The following is a 17,015-nucleotide window of genomic DNA, read 5'->3' as shown; positions in this document are numbered from 1 at the left end:
AAGAAGTATATCGTTCTCATTCAAGCTTAGTACTTCACCCATACACACGAAACCATTTGACCTTCATATGGATAGGTGAAGTGACGACCTTTGTTAGTAGTTTTCTCTTCCCTAAACAAAGCACGTCTAAAATGTAAAGAAAGGGAGGAGGTTACCCCCCACCCTTTTCTCTATATACGGATGTTCAAATTGTCCGGGAAATATGTCTGTAGAATTACTGCGTTGGCTTGTTCTTCTCAGACCTTTTTCTCCTCCCATTTGAACACGTACATTTAGCGGATGTTCAAATCGTCTGGGAAATATGTTTGTAGAATTACTGCGTTGGCTTGATCCCACGTAAATCCCGTTCATGTGATTTGCTTAACATTGCTATTAGTCATTAATCTCTAGATGAATTCGTTTCTTTTCACTTGCACCCGCTGCATAAACAACAGTGCGTATCGCTTTTGCCACTCGACCTTGCTTACCAATTACTTTCCCCATGTCTTCTTTATGAACAGATAAATGGTATGTTATGTTGCGTTCATCAGATGTTTCTTTCACCAATACATCATCCGGATAATCGACAAGGGCTTTTACGATCGTTTCAATTAACTGTCTCATCCGATTCACAACTGTTACTTACTGTTTTTAGCATTATGGAATTTTTCCATAATCCCTTGTTTTGAGAATAGATTACGAACAGTATCAGATGGTTTTGCTCCATCTTGCATCCACTTAAGAGCTAACTCTTCATTGATGTTTACTTGAGCTGGTTCTGCAACTGGGTTGTATGTTCCAACTGTTTCGATGATTCTACCATCACGTGGTGAACGTGAATCTGCTACTACAATACGATAAAAAGGAGATTTTTTTGCTCCCATACGTTTTAAACGAATTTTTACTGCCATTATAAGCACCTCCGAAAATATTTCACACAGAATAGTATATTATCAAAAAATCAATATGTTTGTAAAGTGTTTTTTCTTAACAGTATTATTTTCCCTACATAAAAGGGAATTTCATACCCTTTTTCTTACTTTTGGACATGTTCGTCATTTGTTTCATCATTTTCTTCATGTCCTCGAACTGCTTCAACAAACGGTTAACTTCTTGAACAGAAGTTCCGCTTCCTTTTGCAATTCGCTTCTTTCTACTTGCATTAATAATCTCTGGCTGAACTTTTTCAACTTTGGTCATCGAGCGAATAATAGCCTCAACATGACCAATTTGCTTTTCATCCACTTGAACGTTCTTTAGACCTTTCATTTTGTTTGCTCCAGGTAACATATTAATTAAGTCATCTAGAGGGCCCATTGAACGAACTTGGGATAGTTGTTCCAAAAAGTCATCAAAAGTAAAGGACATTGTCCTCATTTTTTGTTCTAACTCTTTGGCTTTATCTTCATCAACTGTAGCTTGAGCTTTTTCAATTAATGTTAGTACATCCCCCATACCTAGTATACGAGATGCCATGCGTTCAGGATGAAATGCTTCAAGCGCATCAAGCTTTTCTCCCAAACCAACAAACTTAATTGGTTTACCTGTAACAGCCTTTACCGATAATGCTGCACCACCACGTGTGTCTCCATCAAGCTTCGTCAAAACTACACCTGTAATTCCAAGTTGGCTATTAAAGCTTTCAGCTACGTTAACAGCGTCTTGACCTGTCATTGCATCGACGACCAAGAAAATTTCATGAGGGTTTGTTACCTCTTTGATTTGAGCTAACTCATCCATTAATGCTTCATCGATATGGAGTCGCCCAGCAGTATCAATAAGAACATAATCATTATGTTCTTCTTTTGCTTGCGCGATTGCCTGTTTAGCTATTTCCACCGGGCTCACTTGGTCACCAAGAGAGAAAACCGGCATATTCAGCTGTTTCCCTAACGTTTGTAGTTGTTTTATAGCAGCAGGTCGATAAATATCAGCAGCTACTAGAAGTGGATTTTTGTTATATTTCTTTCTAAGTAAATTTGCTATTTTCCCAGTATGAGTTGTTTTACCTGCACCTTGTAACCCTACCATTAAAATAACAGTTGGTGGACGATTTGCTACTGCAATTTTACTTTGCTCTCCACCCATCAGTTCAGTCAGCTCTTCTTTTACTACTTTAATAACCTGTTGACCAGGGGTTAAGCTCTTCATAACCTCTTGACCGACGGATCTTTCACTGACTCGTTTCACAAAATCCTTAACAACTTTAAAGTTAACGTCCGCTTCTAATAATGCAAGACGCACTTCTCGCATCATCGCTTTTACATCTGCTTCCGTTACTTTTCCTTTGCCTGTGATTTTCTTAATTGTATTTTGCAGTCGGTCGGCTAATCCTTCAAATGCCATTTCTGTGCCGCTCCCTTACTCTAATTTCTCGAGTTCATTAAGTACTGCAAGCTGTTTTGTATTATCTTGAACGCTACTTGACATGATTTCTTTCAGATCAGAAAAAAGTTGTTGACGTTGCTGAAATTTTTGAAATAACAACAACTTTTCTTCATACTGTTCAAGCATCGTTTCTGTACGTTTAATGTTATCATATACTGCCTGGCGACTAACATTAAACAGTTCAGCAATTTCACCAAGGGAAAAGTCGTCTAAATAATATAAAGACATATAGCTTTGTTGTTTTTCCGTTAACAACGAATGATAAAAATCATATAGATAATTCATTCTTGTCTTTTTTTCAAGCATAGTCTTTCCCCCTATGTTAAGTGAATTACCTTTACAAATTGTACTAGGTCGAATCATTAATGTCAAGTTTTTTTCTTAACAGCTCTTTTATGCTTCAGTATCTGCGATTAAACCAGCAAACAAGCCAAAGACGTATTGTTCTGGATCAAATTGTTGTAAATCATCAACTTGTTCCCCAAGACCGACCAATTTAACAGGAATCGATAGCTCGTTTCGAATAGCCAATACGATACCTCCCTTTGCAGTACCGTCTAACTTTGTTAAAACAATTCCTGACACATCTGTTGATTCTGCAAATTGCTTGGCCTGACTCATAGCATTTTGACCTGTGGTAGCATCTAAAACGAGTAAGACTTCGTGGGGAGCCCCAGGAACTTCCCGTTCGATCACACGCTTCACCTTCTCAAGTTCTTTCATTAGATTGACTTTGTTTTGCAATCTACCGGCTGTGTCACATAATAAAATATCAGCGTTACGAGCTTTAGCTGCCTGAACAGCATCGTACATAACAGCAGCAGGGTCAGAGCCTGGAGATTGCTTAATTACATCCACACCAACTCTTTCTCCCCATACTTCCAGTTGGTCTATAGCACCAGCACGAAATGTATCTCCTGCTGCTAATAATACTGATTTTCCTTCATTTTTAAATTTATTTGCAAGCTTCCCAATCGTAGTTGTTTTCCCAACACCATTAACTCCAACGAACAAAATGACAGTTAAAGACTGCTCTTGAATATTTATATTTGCAGATAAATCGTCCTGTCCTTCATAAATATCAACTAGCTTTTCCGTAATAACATCTTGAACTTCTCTCGTGTCCTGTATATTTCTACGCTTTACCTCCATTTTTAATTCATCAATTAATTCCATTACAGTTGCTACACCTACGTCTGCTCCAATTAAGATTTCTTCCAACTCATCAAAAAAATCTTCATCTACAGACCTGTATCTCGCAACAAGGTCATTCATCTTTTCTGAAAAAGAATTCCTTGTTTTCGATAAACCATCTTTAAATTTTTCTGTTACAGAATCTGTCTGCTTAGTAATTTTTTCTTTCAATTTTTTAAAAAAGCTCATAATTGTTCTTCCCTTCTTATGTCATAAAATCGTTACTCACGTACCTTTTAGTTAGGTTGTTTTCGCATTTAGAAACAACACCTATACAACTAGCGTTCGGTGGCATCTTTTCTATTGCATAACTTTGAATAACTATATAAACCAGTGGCTTTTTAGTTTTAATTCTTTATGTTCTGGGACGGAGCAAACCACTTTTTATAGAACTAATTTAATTGCAATAGTAACAAAGTTTATGAAAAGATCCTTTAGTTAATATCAAGTAATGGTTTCTTTACTTTAGGTTATTTTCGCATAAATTGGTGCTTTTCGTATTAAAAGTTAATCACGTACACCATTAGCGTTCGTGGTATCTTTTCTATTGCATAACTTTGAATAACTATATAAACCACTTTTTATAGAACTAATTTGATTACAATAGTAACAAAGTTTACGAAAAGATCCTTTAGTTAGGTTGTTTTCGCATCGGTGGCATCTTTTCTTTTATATAACGTTGAATCACTATATAAACCACTTTTTTTAGCAATAATTTAATTACAATAGTAACAAAGTTTACGAAAAGATCCTTTAGTTAATATCATGTAATCTTTTCTTTACTTTAGGTTATTTTCGCATAAATTGTTGCTTTTCGTATTAAAAGTTAATCACGTACACAATTAGCGTTCGTGGCATCTTTTCTTTTATATAACGTTGAATCACTATATAAACCACTTTTTATAGCAATAATTTAATTACAATAGTAACAAAGTTTACGAAAAGATCCTTACTTAACCAATTCAGCAGTTTCACCGAGTCGAACTGAAACTAGCTTAGACACACCCGATTCTTGCATCGTAACTCCATAAAGAACATCAGCTTCTTCCATTGTACCTTTTCGGTGAGTAATAACTATAAATTGTGTATCTGAGCTATAACGTTGTAAATATTGTGCAAAACGATGCACATTGGCTTCATCTAGCGCAGCTTCTACCTCATCCAAAACACAAAATGGAACAGGGCGAACCTTTAAAATTGCAAACAGTAATGCTATAGCAGTTAAAGCTCTTTCTCCACCTGATAATAAACTTAAATTTTGAGGTTTTTTCCCTGGTGGCTGTGCAACAATTTCAACTCCAGTATTTAATAAATCCCCTGGATCAGTAAGCTTTAATTCTGCCCGTCCACCACCAAATAATGCTTGGAAAACAGGCTCGAAGTGAGAACTGATATTGTTAAATGTTGCTTGAAACCTTCGCTTCATTTCATCGTCCATTTCATCGATAACCTGATATAATGTGTCCTTTGCTTGTAGTAAATCTTCCTTCTGCTCTTGTAAAAAGGAATAACGCTCATTTACACGCTCAAACTCATCAATTGCACCAAGATTTACATTTCCAAGCTCATCAATTGCAAGCTTAATTAATTTTACTTTCTGCCTAGCTTCCTCTATATCCAATTCCAAAGGATACCTTTCTTTCGCAGCCTCAAAAGTTAACATATATTCTTCACGCAAGTGAGTTAATCTGTTTTCTAATTCCACGTCTAAACGATTAATTTTTACTTCTTCATCACGTAAAACCTCTACAAGCTGCTTATATTGTCGTTTTTGTTCTTTCGCTTCGCGCTCCTGATCTTCTAATTTTTGCTGTAGATGAAGGCGTTGATCACGACGTTCTGCGATAAGCTGAACAGTAGCTGATTTATCCTGTTTCTTTTTTACAGCTTCAGAGACTAAAACCTCTTCACCCGATGAGTTTGAACTCATCTCATTTTGCAGTAATGAAAGATCCTCCTTCGCTTCCTGCAATTTATCTTCAATTTCAGCAATAGCATGTAATGTGCGACCTGCTTTCTCTTGATGATTCGCTAACAGCTGCTCTTGGCTGGCTAATTCAACCTTTAATTCCGTTATTTCTTTTTGTAGTGACTCTTTTGATATTTGTTGGTCATTCTTTTCTAAAGTAAGTTTTTCTATTTCTTGATCAAGATTCATCACTTGGTTTTCGATGACGCTCACTTGTTCTTTAATCGTTCTTGTTCTTGCATTCATTTCATCCATCTGTTGTGAGAAATTTTCTTTTTCAAAGTCGTAAACAGTTAAACGATCGTTAACATTTTTTTCTTCTATTTCAAGCTCTCGAATTTCTCCTTTTATCGACTGTTCACTCAAACGAAGCGTATTACCCGTTTCACGTAATACCTCAAGCCCTGCCTCATCTTCTTTAATGGTGTCCTTCAGTTCCTTTACTTGAGCTTCAAGCTGTGAAGTCTTTTGCTCCATATCAAGTACTTTTACTGAAAGTTCTTCAAGCTCACGCCCTCTGCTTAATAACGAATTTGATTTCTGCTTTACTGCCCCACCTGTCATGGACCCACCAGGATTTACTACATCACCTTCAAGTGTAACGAGACGATACCTAAACTGTAATTGTCTTGCTAAATCATTTGCACCTTTTAAATCCGTAGTAATGACTACCGTCCCTAGTACGTTTTTTAAGACAGCACTATACCTTTCATCAAATGTTATTAAGTCTGAAGCAACCCCTACATATGATGGGTGGTTTTTTATTTGATTCAGTTGCAGGTCTGAAATCTTACGCTCTTTAATGACTGATAATGGTAAGAATGTAGCCCTGCCATATGAGTTTTTCTTTAAATAATTAATAGCTTGCCTAGCATGTTGTTCATCATGAACGACAATATGCTGTGTTGCTGCTCCCAATGCTATTTCTATAGCAATTTCATACTCCTGAGGTACTTGAATTAATTCTGCGATCGCACCTTCAACACCTTGCAAATGTTTATCTCTAGCTTTTAATACTTCTTTAACACCATGAAAAAATCCTGAATAATCTTCTTTGATTTCTTCCAACATTTCTTTACGAGATTTGGTCTGCTGCAAGTACTGATATGCTTGATAAAGTAAATTCTCTTTTTTTTGGTACTTGGTCTTCGAGTGTTCAAGGTTTGTTTGTTTGTTTCGAAATGTACTAATTTGATCGTTAATTTCTTCTTGAACTTTCGAAATTTTAGCTTGTAGTAGTAGCTTTTGATCATTCGTTTCTTTTCGTTGAATTATATATTTTTGATTTACTTCTTCTAAGTTTGATTTACGGACATTTTGTTGTTTCAGCTGATCTTCAATATTCGTAAGTTCATTATTCAAGGCAGCTTTCTTATTTAATAATTCAATATAGTCACTTTTTAACCCTTCAATTACGTCTTCAATATTTTGATCATAAGATGCATACATTTGTGTTTTCTGCTTTAAGTCAAGCTGCTTAACATTCACATCTTCTTCATAATGTTTCAGTAGCTGAGCTTCTTCATCTCTTTGAGCACTATGCTCGTGTCTTTTCATCTCAAATTCATCAATTATTTTTTCTAATTGTGTTCTATTTTGGGAGGCGTTCTTCTTGCGCTCCTTAAGTACTTCTTTCCGGCCTTCTAGCTTTTCTAATTCTTCACTAGCGAGCAGTAGTACTTCTTGAAGATCATCTATAGATTCATCAAGCGCGATTATTTGCTCACGGTGGTGCTCAATTTCAGATTCTAATTTCTGTAAAGAAGAAGAGGATTCGATTTCATCATTTTTATGTTGCTGAAATATTTTACGAAGATCCTCCCATTTTTTATGAAGGTCTTCTACTTCAAATACTGTTAAGGCAACCTCAATTTTTTCGAGGTCATCCTTTTTTTCAATATAATCTTTAGCAATTGATGATTGAATTTCTAATGGCTCTATTTGACCTTCAAGCTCGTGGACGATATCAGAGACACGATGTAAATTTTCTTGGGTCTCGGCTAATTTATATTCTGCTTTTTTCTTACGAGTTTTGTATTTTAACACTCCAGCAGCTTCTTCAAATATTGAGCGCCTTTCTTCAGCTTTGCTGCTTAAAATTTCTTCTACTTTACCTTGGCTTATAATTGAAAAAGCTTCTCTTCCAAGACCTGAATCCATAAATAAATCAACAATATCTTTTAGTCGACACTGCTGTTTATTTATTAAAAATTCACTTTCTCCTGAACGAAAAACTCTCCTTGTCACACTTACTTCATGATAATCTATCGGTAAAAACTGATCTTCATTGTCTAATGTTAACGTTACTTCTCCTATATTTAATGGCTTTCTTGAGTCACTACCTGCAAAAATAATATCTTCCATTTTTGCTCCGCGTAGAGATTTTGCGGATTGTTCCCCTAATACCCATCTTATAGCATCGGTAATATTACTTTTTCCACTGCCGTTCGGACCAACTACTGCGGTTACACCTGGCACAAAATCAATGGAAACTCTTTCTGCAAACGATTTAAATCCAACGATATCTAACCGTTTGAGGAACATGAATATCCCTCCTATTAGGTAAAAATTCTTTTATTATGACGTGCGCACATTTGATCATCTCTGCCTAGCACAGGCAGCATTTCATTTGATCAGCCTTATAGTTCACTTTAATTGGTAAGTGTTGTTTATGAATAGCTATCTTTGTAGCTATCTTTGTAGCTTTCCTAGCTAGTGCTTTAATACTTCACAAATAAAGTTCTTTAGCAATTTATTTTTTATACCATAATTTCCATAACTTTAGCTTTGGAACAAATGTGGAATAGTAACAAATTCGAAAAGAGCCTTTTTAAAAATACCCCCATAAAGGGGGCATTAATGGTGTTATAAAGATTCTTTTACTTTTTGCAAAGCCTTTTTCGCAGCGTTTTGCTCCGCTTCTTTTTTTGACTTTCCCCTACCTTCACCAAGTGTTTTGTTATTTATACAAACTGAAGATACAAACTCTCGATTATGAGCAGGACCGTTTTCCTGTAGGATTTTATATTCGAGTGAACCAGCTCCATCTCTCTGAATTAATTCTTGAAGCTGACTTTTATAATCCATCGTATGAGAAAAAGCACCATCATTTATTTTAGGAAATACAACCTTATCTAGAAAGGAACAAACAGCGTCAATTCCTTGATCCAAATATAAAGCTCCAATAAATGCCTCAAATACATCTGCTAATAATGCCGGTCGTTCTCGCCCACCAGTTAATTCTTCTCCTTTGCCTAGCATAACTAGCTTACCGAAGGATAGCTCATTTGCAAAAGAAACAAGAGAAGATTCACAAACTACAGCAGCACGAAGTTTCGTTAATTTGCCTTCACTTAGCAATGGGTATTTTTTATACAAATATTGGGAAATAGTTAACTCAAGAACTGCGTCTCCTAAAAACTCTAATCTCTCATTATCTTCATAGAGCCGTTTTCGATGCTCATTCACATAAGATGAATGCGTAAATGCTTGCAACAACAATTTTTTATTTTGAAATTGAAAACCTATTTTTTCTTGAAATTCATTAAATTTCGCATGCTTTTCAATACCTGTTTTTCTCATGTTATTTTAGGTACCTCCAACAAAACTTGATGTTAGGAATTGTTCACTTATAGAGGTTGATCAATTGCACTTTATTGCCTATGTACTAAATGGCACCTATTATGATGATAAAGTCCCGCCTTAAACGGGACTTTTAATAGACAAAATTATTGCTGACCGTTTATGTAGTTAACAGCGTCACCAACTGTAGCTATCTTTTCAGCATCTTCATCGGAAATCTCCATATCGAATTCGTCTTCAAGCTCCATCACTAGCTCTACTACATCTAGGGAATCAGCACCAAGATCATCTTTAAATGAAGATTCTAATTTCACCTCTGACTCTTCAACTCCAAGGCGATCAACGATAATCTTAGTTACACGTTCTAAAACATCTGCCATTATTGCTCACCTCCCCTCAAATATTATAGTGTATTTTCATTCAAAAAACTAGTTGTATTATTTTAAAAGACTGTTTTCGTATCGATTGTTGTTTTTCATATTCAGAGATCACGTCTTTATATAGTGTTCGTCGTACCTTCTCTTCTTTTTAGGACAATCAGATAATAATATCATCTAGCTGTTCATATTCAATTAAAAAAACAACAAATTTTACGATAACAGCCATATTAAAAGCACCTTTTACCAAGCTCTTTACATGACCATTCCGCCATCAACATGCAATGTTTGTCCAGTCATATACCCACTCGCTTCAGAAGCTATAAATGCTACAACAGCTGCTACGTCTGTCGGTTCACCAAATTTCACAAGTGGAATTTGTTTCAGCATTTCATTACGAATATCTTCATTTAGTTCATCAGTCATATCGGTTGTAATAAAGCCTGGAGCTATCGCATTTACTGTAATGTTTCTACTAGCTAATTCCTTAGCAGAGCTTTTTGTTAAACCTATCACACCAGCTTTTGCAGCAACATAGTTTGCTTGTCCAGGGTTACCTGCAACTCCAACGACGGAAGCAATATTAATTATTCTTCCAGCTCTTTGCTTCATCATTTGGCGTGTAACAGCCTTTGTACAATTGAATACGCCCTTTAAATTTGTATTAATGACAGAATCCCACTCATCTTCTTTCATTCTCATTAACAAGTTATCCCTCGTTATTCCCGCGTTGTTTACTAGAATGTCTAACTTACCAAATTTAGCGATCACATCTTTAATCATAGAAGATACCGCTTCAGAATTTCCAACGTCAGCTTGCATCGCTACTGCTTCAGAGCCGAGTGCTTTAATTTCATCCACTACTTCGTTAGCCCTAGCTTCACTTCCTGCAAAATTTACTACTACGCTAGCACCTTGCTTCGCTAGTTCCAATGCAATAGCACGACCAATCCCTCTAGATGCACCTGTCACTAAGGCAATTTTTCCTTGCAACGTCATATTTTTATTCCCCTTTCAATCTTTCAATTGTCAATAGCATTGACTCTTCATCATTTATTGAATAGGCATTAACCCTTCTGTTTACCTTTTTGATGAGTCCTGAAAGAACTTTACCAGGACCAATTTCTATAAAGGTATCTACACCATTTTCTAGCATGTATTCTACAGACTGTTGCCACAAAACTGGAGAATATAATTGTTCAATTAAAGCTTGCTTTATATCTGTGCTCTTCGTTAATGGCGTTGCATGAATGTTTGCTACTACTGGAACCTTTGCATGATTAATTGTAATTTCGTTCAATATGTCATCGAATTTATTAGCAGCTGGTTGCATGAGTGATGAATGAAATGGCCCACTTACAACTAAAGGGATGACGCGTTTTGCACCATGTTCTTTACATTGTTTCGTTGCGATTGATACTCCTTCAGCTGTTCCAGAAATAACAATTTGACCAGGACAGTTCAAATTAGCTAGTTGAACTGGATATCCATCAGCTGTAATTTGGGTTGTGATTTCTTGCAACTGACCTTGATCCATCCCTAACACAGCTGCCATTGACCCTTCTCCAGCAGGAACAGCTTCTTCCATTAATTCGCCTCGCTTCCTGACTGCATACACTGCATCTTCAAATGACATTGCTTCGGCAGCCACAAGTGCGCTATATTCTCCTAAACTATGACCGGCAACATAATCAGGTCGTATATTTTCTTCTTTGAACCGTTCAAGAATAGCTATGCTCGTCGTTAATAAAGCTGGCTGTGCATTCATCGTTAGCGTTAATTTATCAGCTGGACCTTGGAAAATAAGGTCAGTTAGTGACAAACCTAGTTTTTCATCAGCTTTGTTAAAAACAGCTGCCACATTGTCATATTTTTGTGCAAGGCTTTGTCCCATACCAACAATTTGTGAACCTTGGCCTGGAAAAACAAATGCAATTTTCCCCATATGATCATTCCTCTCTTTACTTATCAATCATCAGATTCAACTTGTTGCTTTATTAATTCAGTAACATTGTTATCAACGATATCTTTTGCTTGACGAATAGCGTTGAAGATCGCATTGACGTCAGAAGAACCATGTGCTTTGATTACTGGAGCTTTTAATCCAAACAACCCAGCTCCACCATATTCTGAATAATCCATTTTAGCTTTTAAATCTAACAGTTGGGGCTTTAATACAGAAGCTGCAAATTTGCTCTTAAAATTGCTTGTTAATGTTGTTTTTAACATAGAAAAAACTGATTGTGCGGTTCCCTCTATTGCTTTTAATGTAACATTACCCGTAAAGCCGTCTGTTATGACTACATCTGCAACCCCTTCTAATAAGTCTCGCGCCTCAACATTACCAATAAAGTGTAATGACGCTTTTTCTAACAAAGGAAAGACTTGCTTCATCAGGTCGTTTCCTTTATTTTTTTCTGTTCCAATATTTAATAAACCCACTCTAGGTGATGGAACACCACGTACTTTCTCAGCATAAATCGATCCCATAATCGCATACTGGAGCAAATGTTGAGCTTTGGCATCCACATTAGCTCCAGCATCTAGCATAATAAAACCACGTCCATCTGCAGTTGGTAATGTGGGAGCTAATGCAGGGCGATCAATTCCATCGATTCGACCGACAATGAATAAACCCGCTGCCATAAGAGCACCCGTATTCCCTGCAGAAATACAAGCATCCGCACGCCCTTCTTTCACTTCTTTTGCCATAAGTACCATTGAGGCGTTTTTCTTTCTACGAACTGCCCTTACAGGCTCATCTGTTGCTTCAATGATTTCATTAGCATGTATTATGGAAAGACGTTTCTGTTCAGAAACATATGTCTTAATTTTGTCTTCATTCCCTATTAAAGTAATATGTAAGTTAGGGAAAGCTTCTAGTGCTTTTAGTGTGCCTAAAACAATTTCTTTAGGTGCATGGTCACCACCCATTGCATCGATTGCGATTCTCATTTGTTGGACCTACCTTTTAATTACTTTTTGAACGATACATCTCAAATTCCCCTGAAAAAACCATTTCTGCTCCGACAAAGCTAGTTACTTCTACTATTGTTCTCCCTTTCTTCTTATCCAAACCTATAACTTTGGCTTTAGCTATCACGCGCTCAGTTTCTTTTACTTGACGCATGAAACGGATTGTTGCCTGGGCTGTTAACGCTAGTTCATCGTTAATAACTGCAACCGCAAGGGAGTTAGCTTGAGCAAAAAGATGATGACCACGCATTATCTTATTTCTTTTAAAAACGTGTTCCTTTTCTACATCAAATATTGAAATAGCACTTTCATCAGGAACAATATCTACAATTTCTCCAATTACCTCTTCAATCGGAAGCGAACGAACTTGTTCATCAAAATTCTTTTCTGCAACATATTTAATTCGCTCACGTAATTCAGGAATCGATAATTCCATTCTATCAAGTCGTATCGTTTGGATGCTCACAGAAAATTGTACTGCTAATTCTTCGTCGGTGACGAATGGATTTTCAGTTATTGTCTGTTGTAATTGCTCCTGTCGTACTTTTTTATTTTTACGCATATGAGAAAACACCATCCGTATTATTATGACTAGGTACTAATAGTAGTATATAATTAATTACTTCAATTTGCAAATAAACAATCTGTTATTAATCCAGTTTTTCTCCATGTAAAGCACCGGTTTGTTGTAAATAATTTCTTAGCGCTTCATACTCATTATTTTGCCAAAATGCCGTTGAATGAATGAGCTTAGCAGCATCATCTCTCGCTACTTCCAATGCACGATAATCATGTACCATATCTGCGACTTTAAACTCTGGCACGCCACTTTGCTTTTTACCAAAGAAATCACCAGGTCCACGAAGTTCTAGGTCCTTTTCAGATAGCTTAAATCCATCATTTGTTTCTGTCATGATGTTCATTCGTTCTTTACCTACTTCTGATTTAGGGTCCGCTAGTAATATGCAATAAGACTGATTCTCACCACGACCAACCCGGCCTCGAAGCTGATGCAATTGTGACAACCCGAAACGATCTGCATCATAAATCAACATAAATGTGGCATTTGGAACATTTACTCCAACTTCGACAACAGTTGTTGAAACAAGCACTTGAACGTTATTTGTACTAAAGTCTCTCATGACAGCTTCCTTTTCAGCAGAAGGAAGTTTACCATGCATTAGTCCAATATTATATTGATTGCTAAAATACTGCGTCAAAATACTATGGACATCTATCGCATTTTGCACGTCCAATTTATCAGACTCTTCAATGAGCGGACAGATAATATAAGCTTGTCTCCCTTTGATCAGTTCTTGCCTCATGAACTCAAGGACTCTCTCAAGCATGTCGTGTCTTGCCCAGTACGTTTCTATTTCTTTTCTTCCAGCTGGCATTTCGTCTATTACTGAAACATCCATTTCTCCAAAAACCGTGATTGCTAGAGTTCGAGGGATAGGAGTAGCAGTCATAAATAGAACATGAGCATTTTCACCTTTTTCTCTTAACGTTCTACGTTGTGCTACACCAAAACGATGCTGTTCATCAGTAATAACAAGACCCAATTTATTAAATGAAATCTCATCTTGAATTAATGCATGTGTTCCGACGATAATATCTATTTCACCGCGTGTTAGTTGGTCAATTATTGCTCTACGCTTTTTACCTTTTACAGAGCTAGTTAACAGCTCAATACGCATTGGAAAAGAACTAAATAACTGCTTTAATGAGGATTCATGCTGTTCTGCTAATATTTCTGTTGGAACCATCAAGGCTCCCTGATAGCCTGCCAACACAGTTGCATATAGCGAAATCGCTGCTACAACAGTCTTTCCAGACCCAACATCACCTTGTAATAACCGGTTCATACGGTAGGGTGTCGCTAAGTCACTTGTAATTTCGTGGACGACACGATTTTGGGCAGTAGTTAGTGGAAAAGGTAATTGATCAATAAAGCTGTCAAGCTCATTTCTTGAATATTCCATGACTACTCCTATAGATTGTTCCTTCTCGAACTTTCGAAGTGTTTGCATTTGTAATTGAAATAGTAAAAATTCTTCGTAAACAAACCTTCTTCTTGCTTGTTTTAGATCTTCATGTGATAGAGGTATGTGAATCGCTTGTATAGCATCTTTCTTACCAACTAATCGATACTTTTGTAGTAAAGAGCTAGGCAAATTTTCTTCAATTAATGTGCTATATTGATTTAGTGCTAAAGACATAAATCTTCGCATTCCTTTAACAGTTACCTTCCCTTTGATTGCGTAGGTTGGCTCTATCTCACTATTTTTTTGATGAGGTGAGAAAGAAAGTTCGCTTACTGTTATTGTTTGGCGGTGCTGATCCCATTTGCCAGTAACGGTGATGATTGCATTGATAGACAGCTGTTTTTTATAGTACGGTCTATTAAAACAGGTTACCGTAATTAAATACCTACCGACAAGTAAACGAAATGTGAGTCGAGATTTCTTTTTTCCATAATAAGTTAGAGAAGGTTCACTATGGACCTTCCCTTCCACTGTAACTTTTTCTTCATGTTTTACATCAGCTAAATCCCTCAATTGATAGTCTTCATATTTGTAAGGAAAATACTCAAGGAGATCTAACACGGTGTGGATACCCATATCATTTAATGATAGTGCTGTTTCTTCACCAATCCCTTTAATTGAAGTTACTAAGTCTGTTATTTCCTTACTCACTTGTACCTAGCGAAACGCCAAATATTTTTTGTTCAAGCTCTTTACCAGTTGGCGTTGCCGCTAACCCTCCTCGCGCTGTTTCTTTTAATGAAGTTGGCATATTTTGACCAATTTGATACATAGCATCTATTACTTCATCACAAGGGATTCGACTCGTTATACCTGCTAATGCCATATCTGCTGCAACCATTGCATTTGCAGCCCCCATGGCATTTCTTTTCACACAAGGAACTTCTACTAACCCTGCAACTGGGTCACAAACTAAGCCGAGCATATTCTTTAACGTAATAGCCATCGCCTCTGCTGATTGACTAGGTGTTCCCCCTGCCATTTCAACGATTGCTGCTGCTGCCATTCCTGCGGCTGAACCCACCTCAGCTTGACATCCACCTGCAGCACCTGAAATTGATGCATTGTTAGCTACTACAAAACCGAAAGCTCCTGAAGTGAATAAAAACTCTACCATCTGTTCCCTAGATGGATTTAGCTTATTTTTGACAGCAAAGAGTGTGCCAGGTACAACTCCTGCTGAACCAGCAGTTGGTGTAGCACATATCGTTCCCATTGCAGCATTAACTTCGTTTGTCGCTACTGCTTTACTTACTGCATCCAAAATCGTTTCTCCTGATAAGAAATTTCCTTTTTGTATATATGATTGTAATAACAATGCGTCTCCGCCTGTTAATCCAGAAAATGATTTTACTCCTGAAAGACCCTTCTCAACTGCTTTTTCCATAACCTCTAAATTTTTTCCCATTTGATTGAGTATTTCTGAACGACTCTTTTGCTTTACTTCCATCTCTTGCTGAATCATCACTTCAGAAATTTTTACGTTCTGCTCATTCGCTAACTCAATTAACTCAGCTACGTTACGAAACATTTAGATTTCCCCCTTATATACTTAGCTGGACATACTTTTCTTAATCTACGATTTTCGTCACTTGTAATATATTCGGAAGTGAATCAAGCTCATCTAAAACAAATTGCTCAATATTTTGATCTAGTTCGATTGTCATTAATGCAAGCTTGCCTTTTTCTTTACGTGAAACTTCCATATGTCCAACGTTAATCTTAAATTTTGCTAATACGTTGGCAACAGCAGCTATCGCTCCAAATTTGTCATTATGAGCAATGAGTATTGCTGGATGATGACCAGATAGCTTAAGTTCAAATCCATTTAGTTCAATAATTTCAATTTTCCCACCGCCGATGGATATACCAACTAGCTCTAATTCTCCATCATCATCTCCTATACGTACCCTAGCAGTATTAGGGTGGTCAGTAATAGCTTCTGCTCTTCGGAAAATAATATTTATGCCTAACTGATTGGCAATATCTAGCGACGATTTAATTCGTTCATCATCTGTTTCAAAGTCGAGCAATCCACCAACAAGTGCAATGTCAGTACCATGTCCTTTATACGTTTCAGCAAAAGACCCATAAAAAGATATTTTTGCCCATTTAGGCTGACGCCCAAATAGACTTCGCGCAACTTTACCTATTCTCGCAGCACCTGCAGTGTGTGAACTTGATGGACCAATCATAATAGGGCCAATAATATCAAATACACTTTTATATTTCACAATAAACTTCTCCCTTTATTATCATATTTGAGATGCACTAAAGACAAGTAGCTTCCAGAAGACAATACTGGTGCCGTTTCAATGAATGCGCTTTCTGATGTCGAGTGCATTGATGAAGAAACCTCGATGGGATTAGCATCTGTGCTAGACAACATAGCTAGTGCAACACCTTTAATTATTATAAGGTTCTATTCGTATACTTGTTCCTATAATTGAGGATAAAGATGTGGTTTACCACAACACTTATCACGAAGGATGCACCGAATTC

The 17,015-nt window shown here is 36.8% G+C and carries 15 protein-coding genes; all 15 read right to left on the bottom strand.

Annotation, left to right across the window (positions count from 1 at the left end):
• Nucleotides 1-372: 372 nt before the first annotated feature.
• Complete coding sequence (locus JM172_RS12370) at nt 373-603, bottom strand: KH domain-containing protein (RefSeq protein WP_214482659.1); 231 nt, start codon at nt 601-603, stop codon at nt 373-375.
• 14 nt (nt 604-617) lie between these two features.
• Entirely contained in the window at nt 618-890 is a 273-nt protein-coding gene (rpsP, locus tag JM172_RS12365) for a 30S ribosomal protein S16 (RefSeq protein ID WP_214482658.1), read from the bottom strand.
• Between the two features lie 94 nt (nt 891-984).
• Nucleotides 985-2,325 (bottom strand): signal recognition particle protein, encoded by a 1,341-nt coding sequence (gene ffh, locus JM172_RS12360; RefSeq protein ID WP_214482657.1) that lies wholly within the window; start codon nt 2,323-2,325, stop codon nt 985-987.
• Between the two features lie 15 nt (nt 2,326-2,340).
• Nucleotides 2,341-2,673 (bottom strand): putative DNA-binding protein, encoded by a 333-nt coding sequence (locus tag JM172_RS12355; protein ID WP_214482656.1) that lies wholly within the window; start codon nt 2,671-2,673, stop codon nt 2,341-2,343.
• An 87-nt stretch (nt 2,674-2,760) separates the two neighbouring features.
• The gene (ftsY, locus tag JM172_RS12350) at nt 2,761-3,750 is read right to left on the bottom strand and encodes a signal recognition particle-docking protein FtsY (RefSeq protein ID WP_214482655.1); all 990 of its coding nucleotides are present in this window, start codon (nt 3,748-3,750) and stop codon (nt 2,761-2,763) included.
• Between the two features lie 760 nt (nt 3,751-4,510).
• Nucleotides 4,511-8,074, bottom strand: a complete 3,564-nt coding sequence (gene smc, locus JM172_RS12345; protein ID WP_214482654.1) for a chromosome segregation protein SMC — start codon at nt 8,072-8,074, stop codon at nt 4,511-4,513.
• 321 nt (nt 8,075-8,395) lie between these two features.
• Nucleotides 8,396-9,112 (bottom strand): ribonuclease III, encoded by a 717-nt coding sequence (gene rnc / locus JM172_RS12340; protein WP_214482653.1) that lies wholly within the window; start codon nt 9,110-9,112, stop codon nt 8,396-8,398.
• Nucleotides 9,113-9,258: 146 nt separating this feature from the next.
• The gene (acpP, locus tag JM172_RS12335) at nt 9,259-9,492 is read right to left on the bottom strand and encodes an acyl carrier protein (protein ID WP_214482652.1); all 234 of its coding nucleotides are present in this window, start codon (nt 9,490-9,492) and stop codon (nt 9,259-9,261) included.
• 252 nt (nt 9,493-9,744) lie between these two features.
• Nucleotides 9,745-10,488: a 3-oxoacyl-[acyl-carrier-protein] reductase gene (gene fabG / locus JM172_RS12330; protein WP_214482651.1), complete on the bottom strand. Its 744-nt coding sequence runs from the start codon at nt 10,486-10,488 to the stop codon at nt 9,745-9,747.
• A 4-nt stretch (nt 10,489-10,492) separates the two neighbouring features.
• Entirely contained in the window at nt 10,493-11,434 is a 942-nt protein-coding gene (gene fabD / locus JM172_RS12325; protein ID WP_214482650.1) for an ACP S-malonyltransferase, read from the bottom strand.
• A 23-nt stretch (nt 11,435-11,457) separates the two neighbouring features.
• Nucleotides 11,458-12,444: a phosphate acyltransferase PlsX gene (plsX, locus tag JM172_RS12320; RefSeq protein ID WP_214482649.1), complete on the bottom strand. Its 987-nt coding sequence runs from the start codon at nt 12,442-12,444 to the stop codon at nt 11,458-11,460.
• Between the two features lie 16 nt (nt 12,445-12,460).
• Nucleotides 12,461-13,027 (bottom strand): transcription factor FapR, encoded by a 567-nt coding sequence (gene fapR, locus JM172_RS12315; RefSeq protein ID WP_214482648.1) that lies wholly within the window; start codon nt 13,025-13,027, stop codon nt 12,461-12,463.
• A gap of 88 nt (nt 13,028-13,115) precedes the next feature.
• Nucleotides 13,116-15,164, bottom strand: coding sequence for an ATP-dependent DNA helicase RecG (recG, locus tag JM172_RS12310; RefSeq protein ID WP_214482647.1), 2,049 nt, complete (start codon nt 15,162-15,164; stop codon nt 13,116-13,118).
• Complete coding sequence (gene sdaAA / locus JM172_RS12305) at nt 15,157-16,044, bottom strand: L-serine ammonia-lyase, iron-sulfur-dependent, subunit alpha (RefSeq protein WP_214482646.1); 888 nt, start codon at nt 16,042-16,044, stop codon at nt 15,157-15,159. The genes recG and sdaAA overlap by 8 nt, the downstream gene beginning before the upstream one ends.
• 40 nt (nt 16,045-16,084) lie before the next feature.
• Nucleotides 16,085-16,747: an L-serine ammonia-lyase, iron-sulfur-dependent subunit beta gene (gene sdaAB, locus JM172_RS12300; protein ID WP_214482645.1), complete on the bottom strand. Its 663-nt coding sequence runs from the start codon at nt 16,745-16,747 to the stop codon at nt 16,085-16,087.
• Nucleotides 16,748-17,015 lie beyond the last annotated feature (268 nt).

Source organism: Bacillus sp. SM2101 (assembly GCF_018588585.1).
Classification (GTDB): domain Bacteria; phylum Bacillota; class Bacilli; order Bacillales; family SM2101; genus Nanhaiella; species Nanhaiella sioensis.
The sequence above is the reverse complement of the archived record's forward strand: the minus strand, read 5'-3'. Positions and strand labels throughout refer to the sequence as shown.